The 19,824-nt window shown below is 71.1% G+C and carries 17 protein-coding genes; 9 read left to right on the top strand and 8 right to left on the bottom strand.

Annotated features, from left to right (window positions below):
* Positions 1–150 precede the first annotated feature (150 nt).
* Together AB0412_RS34160 and AB0412_RS34155 are read left to right on the top strand one after the other, a co-directional pair.
* Complete coding sequence (locus AB0412_RS34160) at positions 151–3,309, top strand: molecular chaperone Hsp90 (protein WP_366406497.1); 3,159 nt, start codon at positions 151–153, stop codon at positions 3,307–3,309.
* Positions 3,310–3,498: 189 nt separating this feature from the next.
* A complete protein-coding gene (locus AB0412_RS34155) occupies positions 3,499–4,371 on the top strand; it encodes a hypothetical protein (protein WP_366406496.1) in 873 nt (290 codons plus the stop codon).
* A 115-nt stretch (positions 4,372–4,486) separates the two neighbouring features.
* Here the strand turns inward: AB0412_RS34155 and AB0412_RS34150 are convergent, their stop codons facing one another.
* Both AB0412_RS34150 and AB0412_RS34145 read right to left on the bottom strand, forming a co-directional pair.
* Positions 4,487–6,880: an HAD-IC family P-type ATPase gene (locus tag AB0412_RS34150; RefSeq protein WP_366406495.1), complete on the bottom strand. Its 2,394-nt coding sequence runs from the start codon at positions 6,878–6,880 to the stop codon at positions 4,487–4,489.
* A gap of 130 nt (positions 6,881–7,010) precedes the next feature.
* A complete protein-coding gene (locus AB0412_RS34145) occupies positions 7,011–7,304 on the bottom strand; it encodes a DUF2530 domain-containing protein (RefSeq protein WP_366406494.1) in 294 nt (97 codons plus the stop codon).
* 151 nt (positions 7,305–7,455) lie between these two features.
* Between AB0412_RS34145 and AB0412_RS34140 the strand changes: the two genes are divergently transcribed.
* A complete protein-coding gene (locus tag AB0412_RS34140; RefSeq protein WP_366406493.1) occupies positions 7,456–8,907 on the top strand; it encodes an NCS2 family permease in 1,452 nt (483 codons plus the stop codon).
* A 21-nt stretch (positions 8,908–8,928) separates the two neighbouring features.
* Here AB0412_RS34140 and AB0412_RS34135 read toward each other — a convergent pair whose 3' ends face one another.
* Entirely contained in the window at positions 8,929–9,111 is a 183-nt protein-coding gene (locus tag AB0412_RS34135; RefSeq protein WP_366406492.1) for a ribbon-helix-helix protein, CopG family, read from the bottom strand.
* 156 nt (positions 9,112–9,267) lie between these two features.
* Between AB0412_RS34135 and AB0412_RS34130 the strand changes: the two genes are divergently transcribed.
* The gene (locus AB0412_RS34130) at positions 9,268–9,705 is read left to right on the top strand and encodes a MarR family transcriptional regulator (RefSeq protein ID WP_260826437.1); all 438 of its coding nucleotides are present in this window, start codon (positions 9,268–9,270) and stop codon (positions 9,703–9,705) included.
* Between the two features lie 26 nt (positions 9,706–9,731).
* Positions 9,732–11,102, top strand: a complete 1,371-nt coding sequence (locus AB0412_RS34125; protein WP_366406491.1) for an MFS transporter — start codon at positions 9,732–9,734, stop codon at positions 11,100–11,102.
* A 3-nt stretch (positions 11,103–11,105) separates the two neighbouring features.
* Here the strand turns inward: AB0412_RS34125 and AB0412_RS34120 are convergent, their stop codons facing one another.
* The gene (locus AB0412_RS34120; protein WP_366406490.1) at positions 11,106–11,693 is read right to left on the bottom strand and encodes a Uma2 family endonuclease; all 588 of its coding nucleotides are present in this window, start codon (positions 11,691–11,693) and stop codon (positions 11,106–11,108) included.
* A gap of 92 nt (positions 11,694–11,785) precedes the next feature.
* Here AB0412_RS34120 and thpR point away from each other — a divergent pair, with 92 nt between their 5' ends.
* Entirely contained in the window at positions 11,786–12,358 is a 573-nt protein-coding gene (gene thpR, locus AB0412_RS34115; RefSeq protein WP_366406489.1) for an RNA 2',3'-cyclic phosphodiesterase, read from the top strand.
* Positions 12,359–12,496: 138 nt separating this feature from the next.
* Here the strand turns inward: thpR and AB0412_RS34110 are convergent, their stop codons facing one another.
* On the bottom strand, positions 12,497–13,489 hold the full coding sequence (locus tag AB0412_RS34110) for an aldo/keto reductase (RefSeq protein WP_366406488.1): 993 nt from the start codon (positions 13,487–13,489) through the stop codon (positions 12,497–12,499).
* 228 nt (positions 13,490–13,717) lie between these two features.
* On the bottom strand, positions 13,718–14,392 hold the full coding sequence (locus AB0412_RS34105) for a GDSL-type esterase/lipase family protein (RefSeq protein WP_366406487.1): 675 nt from the start codon (positions 14,390–14,392) through the stop codon (positions 13,718–13,720).
* Positions 14,393–14,481: 89 nt separating this feature from the next.
* Between AB0412_RS34105 and AB0412_RS34100 the strand changes: the two genes are divergently transcribed.
* A complete protein-coding gene (locus AB0412_RS34100) occupies positions 14,482–15,486 on the top strand; it encodes a WD40 repeat domain-containing protein (RefSeq protein ID WP_366406486.1) in 1,005 nt (334 codons plus the stop codon).
* Here the strand turns inward: AB0412_RS34100 and AB0412_RS34095 are convergent.
* Entirely contained in the window at positions 15,457–16,308 is an 852-nt protein-coding gene (locus AB0412_RS34095) for a TetR/AcrR family transcriptional regulator (RefSeq protein ID WP_366406485.1), read from the bottom strand. The genes AB0412_RS34100 and AB0412_RS34095 overlap by 30 nt on opposite strands.
* An 86-nt stretch (positions 16,309–16,394) precedes the next feature.
* Here AB0412_RS34095 and AB0412_RS34090 point away from each other — a divergent pair, with 86 nt between their 5' ends.
* Entirely contained in the window at positions 16,395–17,414 is a 1,020-nt protein-coding gene (locus AB0412_RS34090; RefSeq protein ID WP_366406484.1) for an ATP-binding cassette domain-containing protein, read from the top strand.
* Positions 17,411–18,220: an ABC transporter permease gene (locus AB0412_RS34085; RefSeq protein ID WP_366406483.1), complete on the top strand. Its 810-nt coding sequence runs from the start codon at positions 17,411–17,413 to the stop codon at positions 18,218–18,220. The genes AB0412_RS34090 and AB0412_RS34085 overlap by 4 nt, the downstream gene beginning before the upstream one ends.
* Positions 18,221–18,319: 99 nt before the next feature.
* Here AB0412_RS34085 and serC read toward each other — a convergent pair whose 3' ends face one another.
* A complete protein-coding gene (gene serC, locus AB0412_RS34080) occupies positions 18,320–19,438 on the bottom strand; it encodes a phosphoserine transaminase (RefSeq protein ID WP_366406482.1) in 1,119 nt (372 codons plus the stop codon).
* Between the last annotated feature and the right edge of the window lie 386 nt (positions 19,439–19,824).

Below are 19,824 nucleotides of genomic sequence, written 5' to 3'. Positions count from 1 at the left end.
CGGTACTCAGCGAGGGAGGGGGCAAGTTGCCCAGGTCGGTGGGCAGGGACCGCCGTCCCGCTTCCCGGGCGGCGGATCTTAGGGGCTGCGCCTCTCGGGGCGGTACCTTCGACCTCACGCGCCGATGTGGGCCCATGAGGAGAGATCAACGTGAGCAAGTTCGTGCGGCCCGCCGCCGAGGGGGCCGATCCGTTCGGTACGGCCCGGTTGCGGCGTGGGGTGCTGGACGCCTGGGCCACCAGCCCCGCGCGGTTCCGTGAGGACGCCAACGCCGAGGAGGACCTCGTCCTCGGCGGCTACCGGGACCGGCTCGTCGTCGAGCTCGCGCAGAACGCCGCCGACGCCGCCGCCCGCGCCGGTGTGCCGGGGCGGCTGCGGCTGACCCTGCGCGACGGCGTGCTCGTCGCCGCCAACACCGGTGCCCCGCTGGACGCCGCCGGCGTCGAGTCGCTGTCCACGCTCCGGGCGTCCGCCAAGCGGGACGCCCCCGAGCGGGCCGTGGGGCGCTTCGGGGTCGGATTCGCCGCCGTCCTCGCCGTCACCGACGAGCCCGCCGTCGTCGGACGGCACGGTGGCGTGCGCTGGTCCCTCGGCGAGGCGCGGGCGCTCGCCGGTGACACGGCCCGGCACAGTCCCGGCCTGGGCGACGAGATCCGGCGCCGTGACGGGCATGTGCCCCTGCTCCGGCTGCCCTTCGCCGCCGAGGGCACCCCGCCCGCCCCGTACGACACGGCCGTCATCCTGCCGCTGCGCGACGCGGCCGCCGCCGATCTCGCCGAACGGCTGCTGCACGCGGTCGACGACGCGCTGCTGCTCGCCCTGCCCGGCCTGGAGGAGGTCGTCGTCGAGGTCGGGGGCGACGAGCCGCGGACGCTGCGGCGGCGGAGCGAGGCGGGCCTGACCGTCGTGGAGGACTCCCGGGACGGGACCACCCGGTGGCGCACCGCCGCCGCGCACGGGCCGCTCACCGCCGAGCTGCTCGCCGACCGGCCCGTCGAGGAACGGCTGCGGCCGCACTGGTCGGTGACCTGGGCCGTGCCGGTCGACGGCGACGGCGGCCCCGGCCGGCCCCGCACCAGCCCCGTCCTGCACGCGCCCACGCCCAGCGACGAGCCCCTCGGCGTCCCGGCGCTGCTCATCGCCTCCTTCCCGCTCGACTCCACCCGGCGGCACGCGGCCCCTGGCCCGCTGACGGACTTCCTCGTCCAGCGCGCGGCCGACGCCTACGCCGAACTCCTCGCCGAGTGGCGGCCCGTGACCGCCGGGATCATCGACCTCGTGCCCGGCCCGCTCGGCAAGGGCGAGCTGGACGGGGCACTGCGCCAGGCGATCCTGGAGCGGCTGCCGCGCACCGCGTTCCTGCCGCCGGCCGCGCAGCCGCACAAGGACGGCGACGCCGAGCTGCCCGAGGCGCTGCGGCCCCGGGACGCCGAGATCGTCGAGGGGGCGGGCGCCGACACCGTACGGGTGCTCGCGGAGGTGCTTCCCACGCTGCTGCCCGCCGGGCTCGAACGCCGCGTCGAGCTGCGCACGCTGGGTGTCGCCCGGCTGCCGCTCACCGACGCGATCGACCGGCTCGCGGGGCTGGAGAAGGCACCCGAGTGGTGGCACCGGCTGTACGACAGCCTCGCCGGCGTCGACCCCGACCGGCTGTCCGGGCTGCCGGTGCCGCTGGCCGGGGGCACCTCCCGGGCTTTCGGCACCGGGGGAGCGCGGACCACCATCGGGCCGCGGCAGGTGCTGCTGCCGAGTGCCGAGGCCGCCCGGATCGACCCGGAGATGCTGACCCGGCTCGGGCTGAAGGTCGCCCACCCGGATGCGGCGCACCCCCTGCTGGAGAAGCTCGGCGCGCTCCCGGCGACCCCGCGTGCCGTGCTCACCACTCCGCAGGTGAGGGCCGCCGTCGCCGCCTCGCTGGCGGACGAGGGGCCGCTGAACTGGGAGGAGGACGCCCCCGACGCCGAGGAACTCGCCGACACCGTGCTCGCTCTGGTGCGGGACGCGGGTTTGGAGCCCGGCGACGAGCCCTGGCTGGGCGCCCTCGCGCTGCCCGACGAGGACGGTGAACTGTCCCCGGCCTGCGAGCTGGTCTTCCCCGGCGGCCCCTTCGCCTCCGTGATGCGGGAGGGGGAACTCGCCTCGGTGGACGCCGAGCTGGCCGAGCGGTGGGGCGAGCAGCCGCTGGCCGCCTGCGGCGTCCTGGTGGACTTCGCGCTGATCCGCGCCACCGACGTCGTCCTCGACCCCGACGAACTCGAGCCGCGGGAGGGCGACTTCGCCGAGCCCGACGACGCGGGACTGCTGGACGCGGTGGACGTGTGGTGCGAGGACATCCTCGACCGCTTCCCCGACACGCCCGTGCCGCCGGTCGCCACCGAGATCGTCGCCGTCCGCGACCTGGACCTCGTGGACGACGACCAGTGGCCCCGGGCCCTCGCCCTGCTCGCCCGCCCGCCGCTGCGGGACGCGCTCACCCAGCCGGTGCGCATCCTGCTGCCGGACGGCACCCACGAGGTCGTACGGCCGTACACGGCCTGGTGGCTGCGCGGCCACCCCGTGCTCGACGGACGCCGGCCGGCCGGTCTACGCGCCGCCGGCAGCGATCCGCTGCTGCGCGGCCTGTACGACGAGGCCGACGCGACTGGGTTCGACGACGAGCAGGTACTGCGGGCGCTCGGCGTACGGACGTCCGTGTCCGCGCTGCTCGACGAACCGGGCGGCGCGGCCGAGCTGCTGGACCGCCTCGCCGACCCGCACCGCGCGGTCTCGGCCGCCCAACTGCACGCCCTGTACGGCGCCTTGGCCGAGCTGGACCCCGAGCAGGTGACGCTGCCGGACGAGCTGCGCGCGGTGGTCGACGGCCGGGTGGAGGTGGTGGACGCGGCGGACGCGGTGGTCGTCGACTCGCCCGACCTGCTCCCGTTCACCGAGGGCGTCCCCCTGCTTCCGGTCCGCCCCTCGCGCGCCGCCGAGCTGGCGGAGCTGTTCCAGGTGCGGCGCCTGAGCGAGTCCGTCACCGGGGAGGTCCACTCCGAGGGCACGGAACACGAGGTGCCGGACGCGGTCCGGGTGCTGCTCGGCCCGCGCACACCGTCCTCGTACGTCGAGCACGAGGAACTCGTCGTCGACGGCGTCGAGATCGACTGGCGTCTGACGGACGACGGCGTGCTGCACGCCGCCACCCTGGAGGGCGTGGCCGCGGGCCTGGCCTGGGCGGCCGGTCAGTGGCCGCGGCGCTTCGAGGTGGCGGCCCTCCTGGAGGACCCGACCCGCACGGAGGAACTGGCCCGGGACCGGTGGTTCGACTGAGGGAGCCGGTTCGTACGAGGCCGTGAAGAAGAGCTCGCACATCTCCTTCACCTCACGTACAACCATTCGCCCGGGTGGTGTATCTGATCATCCGAGTCAACAGACTCCACGATCACTTGGGCCCCGTGCCGACGACGAGCCGTTGGGGACGACCAGAGCCGGGGCCCCTCTCTCCCACCTGGGGAACGCATGCGTATCCGAGCCACCGTGGCCGCCGTCTCCGGCGCCCTGGCCCTGTCCGCCCTCGCCGTCCCGGCCGCCCAGGCCGACGGTCCCTCCTACCGTGAGGAGGCCGCCGCCAAGCTCGCGGCCTCGCACGGTGCCTCCGCCCGGTCCACGTTCGCCGCCGGCGACGTCATCGGGGACCTGGACGTCTCCTTCTCCGACCTCAAGATCGCCAAGGCGGTGAAGGTCGGCACCACGAACCAGGTCTCCACCACCGTGACCTACACGATCACCCACGGCGCCGACGTCGACATCCACGCCGAGGACTTCGCGACCGGCCCGTACATCTACAAGGGCGCGTACGAGGCCCCGGACAACCTGCTGCTCGGCGACTACCCGGCGACCTGCACCGAGACCTCGGCCACCACCGCCACCTGCAAGGGCGACATCGACGTCTACCCGGCCTACGGCGAGCTGATCAACTCCCACGCCGGCAGCTGGAAGGCCGGCGGCCTGGCCCTGAACTTCGCCACGGAGGAGTTCGCCGACCAGGGCGCCCTGGGCACCACCCTCGTCCAGCGCTACTCCAAGCTGACCGTCAACGCCTCCCCGGAGCCGGTGACGAAGGGCAGGACCATCACGGTCACCGGCAAGCTCTCCCGCGCCAACTGGGAGACCAACCAGTACCACGGCTACACCAACCAGCCGGTGAAGCTGCAGTTCCGCAAGAAGGGCTCCAGCACCTACACCACGCTGAAGACGATCAAGACCAACTCGACGGGCAACCTCAAGACCACCGTCACCGCCTCCACCGACGGCTACTACCGCTACGCCTTCGCCGGCACCACGACGACCCCGGCGGTCAACGCGGCCGGCGATTTCGTCGACGTCCGCTGAGACGCGCCCCGGCAGGGGCGTGGGGCTGTGTCGATCTGCGGCTCCGCCGCGCGGGCGCGACCAGCCCCCACGCACCCGCGGTGACCCACGACGCACGACCGGCCAAAGCCGAGCGCTAAGCGGGAAAGCGGCGGTCCACCCACCTCCACAGGAACTCCAGGGTGGCCGCCGCCACCACCGCCACCCCCACCGCGATCCACGGCATCGTCATCCCGACCAGCTTCAGCGCGAAGAACTCCTGCAGCCACGGCACCACCAGCACCAGCAGGAACGCCCCCGCCATCGCCGCGACCAGCCCGATCCGCCACCAGGTGTACGGCCGCGCGATGATCGCCAGCACCCAGATCGAGATCAGGAACAACGTCAGCGTCGCCGCGCTGGTCTCCGCGTCCAGCGCGCCCTCGCCGGTGTAGTGCACGCGGGCGATGAGATACGTCGCGAAGGTCGCCAGCGCGGCCAGCACCCCGCCGGGAATCGCGTACCGCATGACCCGGCGGACGAAGTTCGGGCGGGCCCGTTCCTTGTTGGGGGCGAGGGCCAGGAAGAACGCCGGGACGCCGATGGTCAGCGTGGACAGCAGGGTCAGGTGGCGGGGCAGGAACGGGTACTCCACCTGCGAGCAGACCACCAGCACGGCCAGCAGCACCGAGTACACCGTCTTCACCAGGAACAGCGTGGCCACGCGCGTGATGTTGCCGATCACCCGGCGCCCCTCCGCCACCACCGACGGCAGCGTGGCGAAGCTGTTGTTCAGCAGCACGATCTGCGCGACCGCCCGGGTCGCCTCCGACCCGGAGCCCATCGCGACCCCGATGTCGGCGTCCTTCAGCGCCAGCACGTCGTTCACGCCGTCCCCGGTCATGGCGACCGTGTGCCCGCGCGACTGCATCGCGCCCACCATGTTCCGCTTCTGCTGCGGCGTGACCCGCCCGAAGACCGTGCCCTCGTCCAGCGCCTCGGCCATCTCGTCCCGGTCGGCGGGCAGCCGGCGCGCGTCGATCGTCGTGCCCTCGAGACCGAGCTTCGCGGCGACCGCCCCGACGGACACCGCGTTGTCGCCGGAGATGACCTTGGCCCGGACGTTCTGCTCGGCGAAGTAGCGCAGGGTGTCGGCGGCGTCCGGGCGCAGCCGCTGCTCCAGCACCACCAGCGCGGCCGGCCGGGCCCCCTCGGCGACGTCCTCGGCGGACAGCGCGCGCTCGGCGCGGGCCAGCAGCAGCACCCGCAGGCCCTGCTCGTTCAGCCGCTCGGTCTCCGTCAGGGCCGGGTCGTCGGGGTCCAGCAGCACATCGGGGGCCCCGAGCAGCCAGGTGACGGCCTCACCGTCGCCCTCGTCGAAGGCGGCCCCGCTGTACTTGCGGGCGGAGGAGAAGGGCAGCGCGTCGGTGCGGCGCCAGCCGTCGACCGCCGGGTACCGGTCGGCGATCGCCTGGAGGGAGGCGTTCGGGCGGGGGTCGGACGCGCCCAGCGCACCCAGCACCTGATGGACGTACCCCTCCTCGCTCCCGTCGAGCAGCCGCAGCTCCGTGACGTCCATGCCGCCCTCGGTCAGGGTGCCCGTCTTGTCCAGGCACACCGTGTCGACCCGGGCCAGGCCCTCGATGGCGGGCAGTTCCTGCACCAGGCACTGCTTGCGGCCGAGCCGGATCACCCCGATCGCGAAGGCGATGGAGGTGAGCAGGACCAGTCCCTCCGGGACCATCGGCACGATGCCGCCGACCGTGCGGGCGACGGAGTCCTTCAGCTCGTTGTCCTTCACCACGAGCTGGCTGATGATCAGGCCGATCGCGGTCGGGACCATCATCCACGTCACGTACTTGAGGATCGTGGAGATGCCCGAGCGCAGCTCGGAGTGGACCAGGGTGAAGCGGGAGGCCTCCTCGGCGAGCTGGGCCGCGTAGGCCTCGCGGCCCACCTTGGTCGCCTGGAAGGCGCCGCCGCCCGCGACCACGAAGCTGCCCGACAGGACCTGGTCGCCGGGCTGTTTCACCACCGGGTCGGCCTCACCGGTGAGCAGCGACTCGTCGATCTCCAGCATGTCCGCCTCGACGCACACCCCGTCGACGACGACCTTGTCGCCCGGCCCGATCTCGATGAGGTCGTCCAGGACGATCTGTGACGTGCTGACCTCGGCGGCCACCCCGTCCCGGCGCACCGTGGGCCGCACCTCGCCGATCAGCGCGAGCGAGTCGAGGGTCTTCTTCGCCCGCCACTCCTGCACGATGCCGATGCCGGTGTTGGCGAGGATCACGAAGCCGAACAGGCTGTCCTGGATGGGCGCGACGGCCAGCATGATCACCCACAGGACGCCGATGATCGCGTTGAACCGGGTGAACACGTTCGCGCGGACGATCTCGGTCAGGGACCGGCTGCTGCGCACCGGGATGTCGTTGACCTGCCCGCGCGCCACCCGCTCGGCGACCTCGGCCGAGGTCAGTCCGGTCACGGGGGAGGTGAGTGTGGCGGGCCGCGCGACATCGACCTGGGCACCCGCGTCGAGATGCGTCATGCATTCGACGGTACGTGCGGTTTTGGGGGTTCACCCACCGGATGCGCGGAAGATCCGACCACGGGAGGACGGGGTGCGGCCGCCGGTAGTGCCGTGGTCGTACGACGGTGGGGGAGAGGCAGGCCGAGGGTCAGTCGGTGCCGGGGGCCGCGGACTGCTCGGCCTGTTCCGCCTGGGCCCGCTTGATCGCGGCGTCCCGCTTGCGGACGTACCAGATGCCGATGAACCCGAGGCCGCCCCCGGCCAGACAGGTCCACAGCCACCAGGTGTGGCCGTGCTCGTCGAACCAGCCGTAGAAGGGCAGCTGCACCAGGAAGAGGACGAACCAGACGAGCGTGCCGCCGACGATCGTGCCGACGACCGGGCCCTCGAGGGGCTCCGGCGCCTCGTGCCTGATCGGGGTTCCCGAGAAAAGCCCTGTCATGAGCGACAGCTTAAGGGGCCGCGCGCTCTACGCGAGTAGATGGCAATGCGGCCGCTATATGTTCATACTGAATCCGTTTGTCTCTGACCACTTCTGTTCGTAGAAAACACCAAAGGGCCTTGGGGGAGGTCCGCCGGTGATGAGGTCCCGCATGTCCACCTCGGCCCCCGCCAAGGCCCCCACTCCCGACCAGCCGGGGTCCGGCCCCGCGTACGGCGTTCTCGACCGCTACTTCAAGATCTCCGAGCGCGGCAGCACCGTCGCCCGCGAGATCCGCGGCGGTTTCGCCACCTTCTTCGCGATGGCCTACATCATCGTGCTCAACCCGATCATCCTGGGCAGCGCGAAGGACATGTACGGCAACCAGCTGGACAACGGTCAGCTGGTCACCGCGACGGCGCTGACGGCGGCGTTCACCACGCTGCTCATGGGCGTCATCGGCAACGTGCCCATCGCGCTGGCCGCCGGCCTCGGCGTGAACTCGGTCGTCGCGCTCCAGCTCGCCCCGCGGATGTCCTGGCCGGACGCCATGGGCATGGTGGTGCTGGCCGGTTTCGTGGTGATGCTGCTGGTCGCCACCGGCCTGCGCGAGCGCGTGATGAACGCCGTGCCGTACGGGCTGCGCAAGGCCATCGCGATCGGTATCGGCCTGTTCATCATGCTGATCGGTCTGGTCGACTCCGGCTTCGTCTCCCGCATCCCGGACGCCGCCCAGACCACCGTGCCGCTCCAGCTCGGCAGCGGCGGCCACCTCACCGGCTGGCCGGTGCTCGTCTTCGTCCTCGGCGCGCTGCTCACGCTGGCGCTGATCGTGCGCCGGGTGCCCGGCGCGATCCTGCTGTCGATCGTCGCGATGACGGTCGTCGCCATGATCATCAACGCGATCGCCGACGTCCCCTCCTGGGGCCTGACCAACCCGACCTGGCCCGGCAATCCGGTGGCCACCCCCGACTTCGGGCTGATCGGCGAGGTGAGCCTGTTCGGCGGGTTCGAGAAGGTCGGGGTGCTCACCGGCATCCTGTTCGTCTTCACCGTGCTGCTGTCGTGCTTCTTCGACGCGATGGGCACGATCATGGGCGTCTCCGACGAGGCGAAGCTGACCGACGGCGAGGGCCAGATGCCCGGCATCAACAAGGTGCTCTTCGTCGACGGCATCGCGGTCGCCGCGGGCGGTGCCAGCTCCGCGTCGGCCACCACCTGCTTCGTGGAGTCCACCGCCGGTGTCGGTGAGGGCGCGCGCACGGGCTTCGCCAACGTGATCACCGGTGCGCTGTTCGCCGCGGCGCTGTTCCTCACGCCGGTCGCCACCATGGTCCCGTCCCAGGCGGCCACGCCCGCGCTGCTCGCGGTCGGCTTCCTGATCCTGGCCGGGTCGATCAAGGAGATCGACTGGGCGGACTACACGATCGCCGTCCCGGCCTTCGTGACGATGCTGATGATGCCGTTCACCTACTCGATCACCAACGGCATCGGCATGGGCTTCATCACCTTCGTGGTGCTGCGGCTGGCGGCCGGACGGGGACGGGAGATCCCGGCGGCGATGTACGTGGTGTCGGCGGTGTTCGCCTTCTACTACCTGATGCCGGCGCTGGGTCTGACCTGACCGGGTCCCACGGCTACGGGCTCAAGTGACCCCGTAGAACTTCTCCGTCTCCTCGACGGCGGTCTGGAACCGCTGGTCGAAGTCATCGCGCATGAGCGTCCGGACGACATAGTCCTGGACGCTCATGCCGCGTTTGGCGGCATGATCCCGGAGCCGTTCGAGCAGCTCGTGGTCTATGCGCAGGCTGAGCACGTCGGTCCCCATGTCCACGAGCGTCGCGGCACTCTTCCGTGCGGCGGGTCAGGTTCCGTTGAAGGATCACCCGTACGAGTGATCGGGTGTGGGGGTGGCGGCCGTCACGGGCACTCATGGGTCCCTCCAGTGGTCCTTTAGCGAGGGTAATGAGGTAAGCTAAAGAACATGCCGGACCTCAGCCATGGCGACGACGCAGCCGCCGTGAACGCCCTCCGATCCGCCGTGATGCGGCTGTCCCGTCGGCTCAAGCACCAGCGGGTCGACGAGTCGCTCAGCCCCACCGAGATGTCGGTGCTCGGCACTCTGGCCCGCTGCGGTCGGGCCACCCCGGGCGAGCTCGCCCGCAAGGAACACGTCCAGCCGCCGTCGATGACCCGCATCGTGGCGCTGCTGGAGGCCAAGGGGCTCGTCCGGCTGGAGCCGCACCCGGACGACCGGCGCCAGAAGGTCGTGACGCAGACCGAGCAGGCCGAGGCGATGCTCGAGGAGAGCCGCCGCAAGCGGAACGCCTTCCTGGCCTCCCTGGTCGAGGAGCTCGACGAGGACGAGTGGGCGAAGCTGCGCGCCGCCGCCCCGGTACTGGAGAAGCTGGCGCACCTGTAAGCACGCATCGCGAGGAGGCGAACCTGTTGAGTACGGGACCCGGAACACCTTCCGCCCCCGCACCGGACACTCACGACACCAGCCGCGGCACCCCTGCCTGCACCCCCCGCAAGACCTCGATGTTCTCCTCCCTGAGGATCCGGAACTACCGCCTGTTCTTCCTCGGCCAGGTCGTCTCCAACATCGGCACCTGGATGCAGCGCATCGCCCAGGACTGGCTGGTGCTCAGCCTCACCGGCTCCTCGGCCGCCGTCGGCATCACCACGGCCCTGCAGTTCCTGCCGATGCTGCTGTTCGGCCTGTACGGCGGTGTCCTCGTCGACCGCCTGCGCAAGCGCCCCACGCTTCTCGTCACCCAGTCCGCGATGGCCCTCACCGCGATCGCGCTGGCCGTGCTCACCCTGACCGGCCACGTGCAGGTCTGGCACGTCTACGTCGCTGCCTTCGCCGTCGGCCTCGCGACCGTGGTCGACAACCCGGCCCGCCAGTCCTTCGTCTCCGAACTGGTCGGACCCGGCCAGCTGCAGAACGCGGTCAGCCTGAACTCCGCGAACTTCCAGTCCGCCCGCCTGGTCGGCCCCGCCGTCGCGGGCCTGCTGATCACGGGCGTGGGCACCGGCTGGGCGTTCCTGCTGAACGGCCTGTCGTTCATCGCGCCGCTCACCGGCCTGCTGCTGATGCGCTCCCGCGAGCTGCACGCCGTCGAGCGCGCCCCGCGCGGCAAGGGCCAGCTGCGGGAGGGCCTGCGCTACGTCGCCGGCCGCCCCGAACTGATCTGGCCGATCGTGCTGGTCGGGTTCGTCGGCACGTTCGCGTTCAACTTCCCGGTGTACCTCTCGGCCTTCGCCGACGACGTCTTCCGCGGCGACGCGGGCGTCTACAGCATGTTCAACACGCTGATGGCGGTCGGCTCGGTGGCCGGTGCCCTGCTCGCGGCGCGGCGCGGGACGGCCCGCCTGCGGCTGCTGATCCTCGCGGCGCTGGCCTTCGGCGCGCTGGAGATCGTGGCCGCGGTGTCCCCGGAGCTGTGGATGTTCGCCCTGCTGATGATCCCCATCGGCCTGTTCGCCATGACGGTCAACGTCACCACGAACACCACGATCCAGATGTCGACGGACCCGGCGGTCCGGGGCCGCGTCATGGCCCTCTACATGATGGTCTTCCTGGGCGGCTCCCCCGTCGGCGCCCCGATCGTCGGCTGGATCACCGACACGTACGGCGCCCGCGCGGGCCTGGCGGTCGGCGGCGCGGTGGCGGTGACGGCGGCGGCGGTCATCGGCCTGATCCTGGCGAGGGTGGGCGACCTGCGCCTGTCGGTGGGCTGGCACCGGGGGTATCCGGTGGTGCGATTCGTGCCGAGGGAGCGGCAGCGGGAGGCGCTGGCTTCGGTGGGCTGAGGGTCAGTCGCGGGGGAAGTCGTCGGTCTTGAGGGTGAGGCCGACGGGCGTGTTGGTGAGATCGATGTCGACGCCGAAGTCGAAGCTGATGCTGCCGTGGTACTTCCCGTCCTGCGGCATCGTGTGCAGGTGCCATTCGCCCGCATACGGGTCCACGATCAGGAACACGGGGACGCCTGCGGCGGCGTAGACGTCCTTCTTGGGACCGTAGTCGTTGGAGGCGGTGCGCTTGGAGATGACTTCTGCGACGAACTCGACATCCTCGTAGTGGAAGCGCCCCTTCTCGTCCTCATCGGCGCCCTCCCTGATCGCTGTCACGTCAGAGGCGATCCCGTTGAGATGTCCGGGGTAGTCGATCCGGACGTCGGACAGCAGATGCTCTTCGGGGTAGCGGCTGCTCAGCTGCTTCAGGATGCTGAAAGTGATCCGCCAATGAGTGCCGCGCTGCGGTGCCATGAAGATGTGACCCCCGACGATCTCGGTCTTGTAACCCTCGGGGACGGGCATCCTCTCCAGCCACTCGAACATGGTGTCGAGCGTGAGTTCGTCGCTCTGCTCGGCCATCTCGATCCTCTCGTCGAGGACAGTCATGGTGGCGCTCCTCCCCGGCTGCCGATCGATGCATGCAGCCGCGCAGTACAACGATACGCACGGTGACAAGGCACACCCGGCAGACTGGCCCCATGAGACTGTTCGCCGCCGTACTGCCCCCCGAGGACGTCGTCCAGGAACTCGCCGCCGAGGTGGCTCTGCTGAAGAAGCTCCCCGGGGCCGACGGGCTGCGGTGGACCGGGCAGCCGGGGTGGCACTTCACCTTGGCCTTCTACGGGGAGGTCGACGAGGAGCTGGTGCCCGAGCTGACCGAGCGGCTCGGGCGGGCGGCCTCGCGTACGGAGCCCTTCTCGCTGGCATTGAGCGGGGGCGGGCAGTTCGGGCGCGGGAAGGCCCTGTGGGCCGGGGCGGACGGGGATCTGCGGGCGCTGGGTGTGCTCGCCGGGCGGGCCGAGGCGGCGGCGCGGAAGGCGGGGATCGACATGGGTGAGCACCGGCGGTACAAGGCGCATCTGACGGTGGCCCGCAGCCGGGACGCCGTCGATGTGCGGCGGTATGTCGAGGCGCTGCGCGCGTTTCGCAGCCGGACCTGGACCGTGAGTGAGCTGGCGCTGGTGCGCAGCCGTCTGCCGACGTCCGGGGTGCCGGGGGAGCAGCCCCGTTATGAGACGGTCGCGCGTCGGGCGCTCGGGGCGGGCGGTTAGGCTCGAAGGCGTGGACCCGAAGACCCGGAACCGGATCATGGCCGGTGCGCTCGTGCTGATGTTCGTGGTGGTGGCGCTGGCGGCGGCGCTGGGCAAGTAGCGCCGCCGCCGGCCGTCACGTCGTACCCGCTGCCGCGGCTACCAGGCGAAGGCCTCCGGGGACGGCCCGGGGCCCGGGAAGATCTCGTCCAGGCCGGCCAGCAGCTCCTCGCTCAGCTCCAGCTCGACCGCCCGCAGCGCGGAGGTGAGCTGCTCGGCGGTGCGCGGGCCGACGATGGGCCCGGTGACGCCGGGGCGGGTGAGCAGCCAGGCCAGGGCCGCCTCGCCGGGCTCGATGCCGTGCTTGTCGAGCAGGTCTTCGTACGCCTGGATCTGCGCACGGGCGGCGGGATCCTTGAGCGTCTCGGCGGCGCGGCCGGAGGCGCGGCGGTGGCCCTCGACCTCCTTCTTGATCACCCCGCCCAGCAGCCCGCCGTGCAGCGGCGACCAGGGGATCACGCCGAGGCCGTAGTCCTGCGCGGCCGGGATGACCTCCATCTCGGCGCGGCGCTCGGCGAGGTTGTACAGGCACTGCTCGCTGACGAGGCCGATGGTGCCGCCGCGGCGGTCGGCGATCTCGTTGGCCTGGGCGATCTTGTAGCCGGGGAAGTTGGAGGAGCCGACGTAGAGGATCTTGCCCTGCTGGATCAGGACGTCGACGGCCTGCCAGATCTCCTCGAACGGGGTGCTGCGGTCGATGTGGTGGAACTGGTAGAGGTCGATGTAGTCCGTCCGGAGCCGCTGGAGGCTGGCGTCGACGGCACGGCGGATGTTGACGGCGGAGAGCTTGTCGTGATTGGGCCAGGCGGCGCCGTCGGCGCCCATGTTCCCGTACACCTTGGTGGCGAGGACGACCTTGTCGCGCCGGCCCTCGCCCTTGGCGAACCAGTTGCCGATGATGCTCTCGGTGCGGCCCTTGTTCTCGCCCCAGCCGTAGACGTTGGCGGTGTCGAAGAAGTTGATCCCGGCGTCCAGCGCCGCGTCCATGATGGCGTGACTGTCGGCCTCGTCGGTCTGCGGACCGAAGTTCATCGTCCCGAGGATGAGTCGGCTGACCTTGAGTCCGGTGCGTCCGAGCTGCGTGTACTCCATGACCGTCCAGCCAACGGCTTGAAGTGCGCTCTAGGCAAGGGCATTCAGTCGGGCGGCCAGGCAGATGGGTCTCGCCGGACCCGAGTTGTCCAGCCCCCGAGCGGTCACGGCCGCGAGGGCGGACGTGCGGCGCACTGGTCGAAGAGCAGGGGGAGAGCAGGAACTTGATGGCCGCTTCGCTGACGAACTGAACCGTACGGTGACAAGGGAGCGGGCGGGACGAGGCGCTCAGTGCGCGTACGGCCCGCCCAGGTCCCAGCTCTGCCACATCGCCTCGGCGAAGGCCGCCGCCAGTTTGTGTTCGCCGTTCGCGTTGGGGTGCGTGCCGTCGTAGGTGTCCGTGTCGATGTCGTACGACGGGGACGGCGTGGCCAGGAGGAGGGGGGACGTGGGGGTGTCCAGGTCGGCTGCTGTCTTGGCCAGGCGTTCGTTGAACTCGGTGACCTGTTCGGCGAAGGGGGCGTCCTGCCGGGCGCGGATGTTCGGGATCACCGGCATCAGGACCATGCGGACCTCGCGGCGGGCCGCTCTCGCCTCGGTCACGAAGGTGCGGACGTTCGCCGCCGTCTGTTCCGCGTTCGTGTAGAAGCCCAGGTCGATCAGGCCGAGGGAGACGAGAAGCACGTCCGCGCGGCAGGAGCGGACCGCCTCGCCGATCAGCGGGGCCATGTGGCACCAGCCCTCGCCCCAGCCGGCCAGGTGGCCGCGCGGGAAGTCCGGGTCGGCGTACGCGTACGACGTGGGTGCGTCCGTCGACGGGTCGCGCAGCGCCTCGCGCGGGCCGACGAAGGTGAACGGGCCGCCGTACGCCCCGCACAGGTGCTGCCACAGCCGGTAACGCCAGGTGTGTTCACCCGCGCTCCCGATGGTCATCGAGTCGCCGACGGGCATGAACCTGAGCACACGATCATCATGGACGATCCCGCCGGTCGTCGCGATGTGAGTCCGGCCACCAGCCGTCATGCCGCCCCGCGGGGTGGCACTCTTGGGGCATGCGCCGATCTTTCGCCCTGCTCGCCGCGGGACTTCTGACGGGTGCCCTCGCCGTGCCCACCGCCTCCGCCGCCGAGGGCGCCGACGGTGACGACGGCGACGGCGGGTTCACGATCAGGGATCCGCGCATCACCGAGTCCAGCGGGCTCGCCGCCTCCCACCGGCACAAGGGCGTCTACTGGACGCACAACGACCAGGACGAGGGCGCCTTCCTCTACGCCGTCGACAGCAGCACCGGCGAGACGGTCGCGACGATCACGCTGACCGGTGTGGGCACCCCGCGTGACGTCGAGGCGATCTCGATGGGCCCGGACAACCAGCTCTACGTCGGCGACATCGGCGACAACGACGGCGTGCAATGGCCGTACGTGTGGATCTACCGACTGCCCGAGCCCGCGACGCTCAAGGACCAGACGATCCGTGCCACGCAGTACGTGGTGAAGTACGCCGACGGCACCCGTGACGCCGAAGCGATGGTGGTCCACCCCAGGACCGGGCGCGTCTACATCATCGACAAGCAGGAGGAGGGCGGGCATCTGTACGAGGGGCCCGCCCGGCTGTCCGCCTCCGGCAGCAACGTCTTCCGGCCGGTCGCCCCCGTCGAGCTGTGGGCGACCGACGCCGCGCTCTCGCCCGACGGGCAACAGCTCGCCGTGCGGGGGTACTTCGGGGGCATCTCCTACGACTGGAACGGCGGGAAGCTCGAACGCGAGGGGCGGCTCAGCGTGCCGCTCCAAGGGCAGGGCGAGTCCGTCAGCTACTCCGCCGACGGGTCGCGGATCCTGTTCGGCAGCGAGGGGGCGGGCAGTACGGTCGTGGCGCGGGAAGCGCCGGGTGGTGGTGGCGGGGAGGGTTCGCCTTCCGGGGAGGGGGACTCCGCGGCGTCCGGCGGTGACGACGGTGACGGTGACGGTGGCGGGCGGCTCGAGGTCGGGGCGATCGGGCTGATCGTCGCGTGCGCCGTCCTGCTCGGGCTACGACGGCTGTTCCGGCGTCGCGGCTGAGGCACCGCCTTCCGCCGTGGCGCACGCGGTGCCGGCTGCCCTGTGTGCCCGGTCTGCCGTGTCGCCCGCCGCGGCGCGTGCGGCCACGCACACCTCCAGGCCGTCCAGGATGCGCTGCAGGCCGAACTCGAAGTGGTCGAAGTCGGAGCCGAAGGCGTCCTCGGAGAGGGACGCCAGCACCGGGTACCGGCCGCTGTGCATCGCCTTCTCCAGGACCGGCCGCTGGGCCTCCCAGAACTCGGCGTCGGTCAGCCCGGACTTGCGCTCCGCCTCCTCCTGGTAGAGCTGCGTGCGCGCGGCGCCGACGACATAGCCCTCGATCATGATGATCGCCGACACCAGCTCGGGATCGCTCAGCCCCATCGTCCTGATCCGCGAGAGCACCTTCTCCATGCCGTCGAGCGCGCTCGGGCCGAGGATCGGGCGGGACTGGTTGACCTCCAGCAGCCAGGGGTGGCGGCGGTAGAGGGCGAGCGTGGCGCGGCCGAGCGCCTCCAGTGCCGCGCGCCAGCCGCCGTCGCCGAGGCCGGCGGGGTCGTCCGAGGGGCGCTGGACGCGGTCCAGCATCAGGTCGAGCAGCTCGCCCTTGCCGGGGACGTAGCGGTACAGGGACATCGTGCCGGTGCCGAGTTCGGTGGCGATGCGGCGCATCGACACCGCGTCGAGCCCCTCCCGGTCCGCGATGTCGACGGCGGTCTCCACGATGCGCTCCAGGGTCAGCCCGGGTTTCGGGCCGCGGCTCGGTCGCCGGCCGGTGTCCCACAGCAGGTCGAGGGTCCGGGCGATGTCACCGCTGCCGCTGGTCTGCGTACCGCTCGTCATGAGGGCAGTCTAGGTCCGCCGGAAAAAACTGGGTACGACGTACGCGTAATCGGGTACGGTGTACTCAGTTCTCGGAAGGGGGTCCCATGAACGACGGATACGCGGTACGGGCCGAGGCCCTGGAGAAGCGCTACGGCGAGAAGCGCGCCCTCGACGGCTTCGACCTCGCCGTGCGGGAGGGCACCGTGCACGGGCTGCTCGGACCCAACGGCGCCGGCAAGACCACCGCGGTGCGCATCCTGTCCACCCTGATCCGGCTGGACGGCGGGCGGGCCACGGTCGCCGGGCTCGACGTCGTACGGCAGGCGCGCGAGGTGCGGGCGCGGATCGGGCTCACCGGGCAGTACGCCGCGGTGGACGAGGTGCTCACCGGGCGGCAGAACCTGGAGATGTTCGGGCGGCTGTTCCACCTGGGCGGCAAACGGGCCAAGGCGCGGGCGCGCGAGCTGCTGGAGCAGTTCGATCTGACCGACGCCGCCGACAAGGGCGTCGGCGACTACAGCGGGGGCATGCGGCGGCGCCTCGATCTCGCCGCCTCGATGATCCTCGCCCCTGCCGTCCTCTTCCTGGACGAGCCGACGACGGGGCTCGACCCGCGCAGCCGGGGCGAAGTGTGGGAGTCCGTGCGGGCGTTGGTGGCCGGCGGGACGACGGTGCTGCTGACCACGCAGTACCTGGAGGAGGCGGACAAGCTGGCCTCCCGGATCACCGTCATCGACCAGGGGCGCGCCATCGCCGACGACACCCCGGACGGGCTGAAAAACCTGATCGGCGGTGACCGGATCGAGGTCGTGGTCGCCGAACGGGCCGAGATCCCCCGGGTGGTGAAGGTCGTCGCGCGGGTCGCCGACGGTGAGCCCGAGACGGAGGAGGAGGGGCTGCGCGTGCACGCCTCGGTCACCGACCGCGTGTCCGCGCTGACCGAGGTGGCGCGGACCCTTCAGGACGAGGGGGTGCGGGTCGAGGACATCGGGCTGCGCCGGCCGAGTCTCGACGACGTGTTCCTGAGGCTGACCGGGCATCGGGCCGAGGAGACGGAGAGGGAGACGGAGACGGGGATGGAGACGGGGATGGAGACGGTGGCGGGGAAGGTGACGAGCGCATGAGTGCCGTGGAGGCCGTGCACGGCCGTACGTTCTGGGTTCTGGCCGACTGCTGGAACATCGTCCGCCGCGGGCTGACCCACTACCAGCGCCAGCCCGTCAACATCGCCTGGCAGCTGGGCTTCCCGATCCTGTCCGTGCTGCTCTACGGCTATGTCTTCGGCAGCGCCATGCAGGTCCCGGGGGGTGGGGACTACAAGGACTTCCTGATGCCGGGCATGTTCGTGATGACCATGGCGTTCGGCTTCATCAACACCGCGACGGTGGTGGTGTACGACTCCACGAAGGGGGTCATCGACCGGTTCCGTTCGATGCCGATGGCGTCGTCGGCGGTGGTGGCCGGGCGCGGCGTGACCGATCTGATCATCGCCTGCGCCGAGCTGGGGATCATGATGCTCACCGCGCTCGCCATGGGGTGGCGGCCGGACGGCGGGTGGGGATTCCTCGCCGCGTTCGGACTGTTGCTGTGGCTGCGGTTCGCGCTCATCTGGATCGGTGTGTGGCTGGGACTGCTGGTGCCGAACCCCGAGGCGGCCGGCGGGCTGTTCGCGGTCGCGTTCCCGCTGACGATGATCTCCAGCATCTTCGTGGCACCGCAGCTCATGCCGGACTGGCTGGGCTGGGTGGCCGCCTGGAATCCCATCTCCTCCACCGCTGCCGCCACGCGTGAGCTGTTCGGTACGCCGGTCGGGGGCGGGGAGTCGTGGGTGGAGCAGCACGCGTTGCTGATGGCGGGGATGTGGCCGGTCGTGCTGACGGCCGTCTTCCTGCCGCTGGCGGTGCGGCGGTTCCGGCGGCTGAGCCGCTAGCGCGTGGCAGATGGGGCGCCCGGTGGTGGCTGGGCGCCCCTTCTGCGTGTCGTGGCGTGGTTCAGATCTGCGTCGTGGTTCAGATCTGTGTGTCGTGGTTCAGAGGTTTTCGATCACGTAGTCGATGCACTTCGTCAGGGCCTCGATGTCCGCCGGGTCGATCGCCGGGAACATGGCTACGCGGAGCTGGTTGCGGCCGAGCTTGCGGTAGGGCTCCGTGTCGACGATGCCGTTGGCGCGGAGGGTCTTCGCCACGGCGGCGGCGTCGATCTCGTCGGTGAAGTCGATCGTGCCGATGACCTGCGAGCGCTTGGCCGGGTCGGTGACGAACGGGTTGGCGTACTTGAGGTCCTCGGCCCAGCCGTAGAGCGTGCGGGCGGAGGTGGCCGTGCGGCGCACCGACCAGTCCAGGCCGCCCTGGCCGTTGAGCCACTCCAACTGCTCGTTGAGGAGGAACAGGGTGGCGAGGGCCGGGGTGTTGTACGTCTGGTTCTTGCGGGAGTTGTCGATCGCCGTGGGGAGGCTGAAGAACTCCGGGATGTGGCGGCCGGACGCGTGGATGCGCTCGGCGCGCTCGATGGCGGCGGGGGAGAAGATGCCGATCCACAGGCCGCCGTCGGAGGCGAAGGACTTCTGCGGGGCGAAGTAGTAGACGTCCGTCTCGGCGATGTCGACCGGGAGGCCGCCGGCGCCGGAGGTGGCGTCGACGAGGACCAGGGCGCCGTCGTCGGCTCCGGGGACGCGGTTGATCGGCATCGCTACGCCGGTCGAGGTCTCGTTGTGCGTGAAGGCGTAGACGTCCACGCCCTGCTCGGCGACCGGGGTGGGGTGCGTGCCCGGGTCCGTGGAGATGATGTCCGGGTCGGCGAGCCAGGGGGCGAGCTTGGCCGCCTTGGCGAACTTGGAGCTGAACTCGCCGAAGCTGAGGTGCTGCGACTTGTTCTCGATCAGGCCGTGGGTCGCGATGTCCCAGAACGCGGTGGAGCCGCCGTTGCCGAGGATGACCTCGTAGCCGTCGGGGAGCTGGAACAGCTCGGCGATGCCCTCGCGTACCTTGCCGACCAGGTTCTTGACCGGGGCCTGGCGGTGGGAGGTGCCCATGAGGGACGTGCCGGTCGCGGCCAGCGCGTCCAGCGCTTCCGTCCGCACCTTGGAGGGGCCCGCGCCGAAACGTCCGTCGGCGGGCTTGATGTCAGCGGGAATCTGGATCTCAGCCACGGTCGGAGCCTAGCGGCTTCCCGAAAGTGGGGCGAAATGTCGTCCGGCCGGTGAGACGCGTCTGGGCGTGCGTCCTGTGCCTGCGGCTTTGGGTGCGGGGCCGGTGGGGGTGTGCGTTCCATGCCTGCGGCTTTGGGTGCGGGGCCGGTGGGGGTGTGCGTTCCATGCCTGCGGCTTTGGGTGCGGGGCCGGTGGGGGTGCGCGTTGCGTGCCTGCGGCTTTGGGTGCGGGGCCGGTGGGGGTGCGCGTTGCATGCCTGCGGCGCCGGTGCGGCTTCGGTGGGGGTGCGCGTAGCGCCTACGGGGGGTGGGTGGGGCGGGGACGGGGCGGTGGTGTCCGTCCTCGGTCTGGCGCGGAATCGGTCGACTCGAGAAGCGGGGGTGTTG

The sequence above is a fragment of the Streptomyces sp. NPDC052012 genome, from assembly GCF_040689265.1.
GTDB lineage: Bacteria > Actinomycetota > Actinomycetes > Streptomycetales > Streptomycetaceae > Streptomyces.
This window is presented reverse-complemented; position numbering and strand designations above follow the sequence as displayed.